3 protein-coding genes are annotated in these 5,169 nt (G+C 56.7%); all 3 read left to right on the plus strand.

Annotated features, from left to right (window positions below):
- Positions 1-681: heme ABC transporter ATP-binding protein (locus tag Q0216_RS05750; protein WP_298593671.1), on the plus strand; the 681-nt coding region annotated here is incomplete at its 5' end.
- Positions 682-939: 258 nt separating this feature from the next.
- Positions 940-3,501, plus strand: coding sequence for an HAD-IC family P-type ATPase (locus tag Q0216_RS05755; RefSeq protein WP_298593674.1), 2,562 nt, complete (start codon positions 940-942; stop codon positions 3,499-3,501).
- 577 nt (positions 3,502-4,078) lie between these two features.
- A partial coding sequence (locus Q0216_RS05760; protein ID WP_298593676.1) for a PTS transporter subunit EIIC occupies positions 4,079-5,169 on the plus strand: 1,091 nt, incomplete at its 3' end.

Raw genomic sequence — 5,169 nt, forward strand, 5'->3', positions numbered from 1 at the left:
GAGGTTGTTTCGCTGATTGGCCCCAATGGTGCCGGTAAGTCGACTCTGCTGGGTGTGATTGCCGGTGATATTGCGCCCAGTGGCGGTGAGATTCTGTTGGACGGCACCCCTTTGGGTTCGATTCATGCCCGTCAGATGGCGCGTCAGCGTGCGATGCTGCTGCAGAAGTTGAATGTGGCGTTTTCGTATACGGTGCATGAGGTGGTTCAGATGGGCCGTACCCCGTGGAAGGGTACGGAGCGCGCTGAAGAGGATGACGCCGTGGTTGCTTCGATGATGGAGCGTACGTCGGTGACTCATTTGTCGGATCGCGATATTACGACTCTGTCCGGTGGTGAGAGTGGTCGTGCGCATTTGGCGCGTGTGTTTGCTCAGCAGACTCCGCTGATTCTTTTGGATGAGCCGACTGCGGCGTTGGATATTACGCATCAGGAGCAGACGTTGCGGGTGAGCCGTGAGTTGGCTGCTGAGGGTGCTGCGGTGTTGACGGTGCTTCATGACCTGGATGTGGCGGCTGCGTATTCTGACCGTATGGTGTTGTTGCGTGGTGGCGAGGTGGTTGCTTCGGGTGCCCCTGAGCAGGTGTGTTCGGCGGAGTTGTTGTCTGAGGTGTATCAGCATCCGATTGAGGTATTGAGGCATCCGGTGACGAATCGTTTGTTGATTTTGCCGGAGCGTTGATTCTGTCGAAGCGCTGGTTCTGCTGGCGTGCTGATTTTGTGGGGTGTTGGCGACCCCTTCCGCAAACATTTTCTACTTCAAAATATGCCAGTATTCGCATATATTAAATCTCCGTTCTGGAATAGCTGTAACTCTCAGCTCATTACAGGGCGGAGATTATCTTTATCCCCTTCTTCACGGATACACTGAAAGGTAGTGTCCGCAATACTGAACTCTATTCAGTTCAGCATTCCATCCATTCGAGAAAGAGACCCCTGCATGGATCCTCAGCAGAAAACGGCAGCGTCTGCCGTTGCCGGCTACATTCCCGAATATTCTGAAACACCGCATAGCGGATCTTTCGATATTGCCCAGCACGGTTTGAGCAGCGATGATGTTGCTCGCCTGACTGCTGAGGGTAAGGTCAATACCCAGAACAATAAGTCTTCTCGCACGCTGTGGAGCATTATGCGTGCGCACCTGTTCACGGTCTTCAACTTTGTGTTGGGTGCCTGTGGCGCTGTGGTGATTATGTACCAGCGTTGGGCTGATCTGCTCTTCCTGGCGGCTGTTATCGCTAACGTGGTGATTGGTTTTGTGCAGGAGTACAAGGCGAAGCTTGAGCTGGACCGCATCTCCCTACTGGATCGTTCCCCCGCTACTGTGGTGCGTGACGGTAAGAGCGTTGAGGTTCCGATGGAGCAGCTGGTTGAGGGTGACGTTGTCATCCTCAAGCGCGGCGATCAGGTTCCTGCGGATGCTATTGTGCTCACCTCCGATTCTTTGGAGCTGGATGAGTCCCTGCTGACCGGTGAGAACGACCCGATTGCTAAGCGCCCCGGCGATATGGTGCTGTCGGCGTCGAGTGTGCTGGGCGGTACCGGCCGCGTCCTGCTGTCTCATGTGGGCGCGAATTCTCGTGCAAGCAAGATTTCTGATGAGGCGCGCCAGTTCTCGCGTATTCAGTCTGAGCTGCGTGATGCGCTGAACCGTGTAGTCCGCTGGATTACGGTGGGTCTTGCGGTCATTATTCCTGTGGTGTTGTGGGGTCAGATTCAGGCGGCTGGCGGCCTGGAGACCGTGCAGCAGAACAACCTGTGGGAGCAGGTTTCTATTGCTGTGGTGTCCTCGGTTGCTTCGATGATTCCGCAGGGTCTGGCGCTGATGACTACCCTGGCGTTTGCTGCGGCAGCTGTGATGCTGGGTCGTAAGCACAACATCCTGGTGCAGGAACAGCCTGCGGTTGAGGTTCTGGCTCGTGTGGACGTGGTCTGCTTCGATAAGACCGGCACCCTGACTGAGGGCGGCGTGATTTTTGATTCGGTGCGCCCGCTGGACACCGCTGCTGAGGCTGAGGGCCCGGATGCTGAGTCTGATGAGCACACTTCCTGGCGTGCTTCTCTACCTGCCGGTTGGAATGAGGCGCTGGCGTGGTTTGGTCACGATGAGAACGCGAACCCGACCGCTGCGGCTCTGACCGGTGGTTTCCCGGATGCTTCCTCGGCGTCGGTGACCGGTATTGTGCCGTTCTCCTCGGCTCTGCGTTTTAGCGCGATTGAGTTTAAGGATTCGGGTGCGTGGCTTCTGGGTGCTCCGGAGGCGCTTCTCGCCAAGGGTACCGCTGAGCGTGAGCGTGCCGCTGAGCTGGCGGCGCTGGGTCTGCGCACGATGGTTTTGGCGCATGCTTCTGCGGTGGTTCGCAATGAGAAGGGTGAGCCGGCCCAGAAGGTCCCGTCGGATGCTACCCCGGTTCTGTTCGTGATTTTCCGTGAGAATGTGCGTGCGGATGCGCCTCAGATTGTGGAGTATTTCCACCGTCAGGGCGTGACTCTGAAGGTCTTCTCGGGTGATAACCCGTTCACTGTGGCTGCTGCCGCGAAGACTGCGGGCATGGATACTTCTGCGGGCGCAATTGACGCTTCGACTCTGCCTGAGGACGGTCCGGAGCTTGCTGAGGCTGCGGCTACTCACAATATTTTCGGTCGCGTGTCGCCCGAGCAGAAGAAGAACATGGTGATTGCGCTGAAGGAGCGCGGCCATGTGGTGGCGATGACCGGTGACGGCATTAACGATGCTCTGGCGCTCAAGCATGCAAGCTTGGGTATTGCGATGGGTAACGCTGCTCCGGCGACGAAGGCTGTTTCTCGCCTGGTTCTGTTGGACGGTAAGTTCTCGTCTCTGCCGGCTGCGCTGGAGCAGGGCCGTCAGGTCATTACGAACATTGAGATGGTGGCGAACCTGTTCTTGACGAAGACTGGTTTCGCGATTCTGCTGGGTGTTCTGTTCAGCCTCTTTGGTTTGACCTTCCCGTTCTTGCCGCGTCAGTACTCAACTGCGGACTTCCTGATTGTGGGTGCGTCGTCCTTCGCGTTAACCCTGTTGCCGAATTCGCGCCGTTACGTGCCGGGCTTCTTGCGCCGCGTGCTGAATTACACGGTTCCGAACTCGATTATTGTGGTTGCGATGCTGTTGTCGGTAACGTTCGCGGCTCGTGGCATGGGTGTTGAGGATATCCGTCAGATTCAGACGGCCTCGTTCATTACTTTGGTGATGATGGGTCTGTGGAACCTGGCTGCGGTGGCTCGCCCGTTCAACCGTGCACGTATTCTGCTGTTTGGTGCGTTGCTGGCGGTGTTCTTCGCGGCGCTGTTCGTGCCGGTTCTGGTGGAGTACCACCAGTTCGTTACTGTGCTTCCGCACCTGCTGTGGACGGCTCTGGGTGCCGGTGCTCTGGGTGCCGCGCTGATTGAGGTGAATGCGCATCGTAACCGCCGCTGGCAGAAGCGTCATTACCCTGAGCTGGAGGTTGCTCCGCTGAATTTTTTCCCGGCTAAGAAGTAGTTAGTCGGAGGGTAGCTGCTTCGGTAGCGTGTGGGCCCCGTATCCTATGGATGCGGGGCCCTTTTGCGTCTTCGGAATGCGTCTTCGAAAGCGCCCCGTCCGGTGTGTGTCGGTGTGTGTCTGGGCGTGTCGGGGCGTACTGAAGCCCTACTGTGAGGCTCTCGCATGCAGTGCCGAGAGCGTGTTCAGCTATCACTTGAGTGAAACTTTTAACAGCTTCTGATAGCTCCCTGCTCCTACCTTGCTCTTAAACTGGGAAAACCCTTAGAGTTACAGGGAACTATTTTGAGAAGGGAAACCTTCTTCAGGGTTGTTACTGGTTTGGCAGGCAAGACCTGAGTTACTCAACACCGTATGGGACGGCGGCATGTACCTGCCGAGAATCCCCTCTATTTGCTGTACCGAAGCTCCATAGCGGGCACGAGTGTAGTGCTTTCGGTGATCGAGAGACTCGGGTCTTTTGTGTTTTCTGGGGTGTTACCCGCTTCTGGGTTTGCCGGGTCTAGGTTTTCCTCAGCGATCGCAGCCTCCTGTAGCAACGTTTAGTAGACATTGACCGCATATCTAAGGAAGTATCGTGAATAACCGCGAACTTGGCGAGAAGATTCTTGACGGCCTGGGTGGCCCCGAGAACATCGCGCACATTACTCACTGTGCAACCCGCCTTCGTGTCACTCCTGTGTCCAACGATGCAGTGCAGAACAAGAAGATTGAGGGTCTGCCCGGCGTGCTCTCTGTGATTGAGCAGTCCGGCCAGACTCAGGTTGTTCTGGGCGAGCGCGTTGAGGCTGTGTACAACGAGATCAACGCTCTGCCTTCTATGTCCGGCCACGCTGAGGGTGACACCAAGGTTGAGGCTGAGGGTAAGAAGACTAACTGGATCAACAACGTCTTCGACGTTCTGTCTGATTCCTTCCGTCCTCTGCTGTGGGCACTTTTGGGTACCTCGATGATCCTGACCCTCATTGTGTTCCTACAGCAGCTGGGTTTCTTTGGCCAGTACACCGACTTGACCGGTCAGGTCGTGAACGTGGACATCGTCAACGGTGCGCGCCTGTCCGATGAGGCAGCCGCTAAGGCTCTGAACAACCAGTGGATGCAGCAGTTCGCTTTCTGGTACATCCTGAAGGCTGCTTCGCTGTCCGTGCTGAACTTCATGCCCATCATGCTGGGTGCTACCGCTGCTAAGCGTCTGGGCGCGAACATGTGGGTTGGTGCGGCTATCCCCGCTGCGCTGATGACCAGCACCTTCACCGCTCTGACTGATTTGGCTGACCAGAGCACCAAGATCCTGAACGTTCCGTTCTTCGGTCTGGATCTGCCGCTGTACGCATTCAGCTACACCGGTCAGGTCTTCCCCCCGCTGCTGGCTGCTGCTCTGCTGGCTCCGCTTGAGCGCTTCCTGAAGAAGGTTATTCCTTCGATGCTTCAGATGGTGTTCGTGCCGATGATTTCGGTCATCATCCTGGTTCCGCTGACCGCTTTCCTGGTGGGCCCCATCGGTATCGGTGTGGCTATGGCTATCTCTGACTTCCTGAAGATGGTTAACGACCAGGCTCCGGCTCTGGTTGGTGCTCTGATTGCTGGCCTGTACCTGTTCATGGTTCCGCTGGGTCTGCACTGGCCGCTGAACGCTGTCATGATTAACAACCTGCAGACCATGGGTAC

The organism is uncultured Rothia sp. (assembly GCF_937976295.1).
Taxonomy (GTDB): Bacteria; Actinomycetota; Actinomycetes; order Actinomycetales; family Micrococcaceae; genus Rothia.

Coding starts and splice junctions, on each gene's coding strand:
- Q0216_RS05755 (WP_298593674.1), top strand. CDS start 940: ATGGATCCTCAGCAGAAAACGGCAGCGTCTGCCGTTGCCGGCTACATT.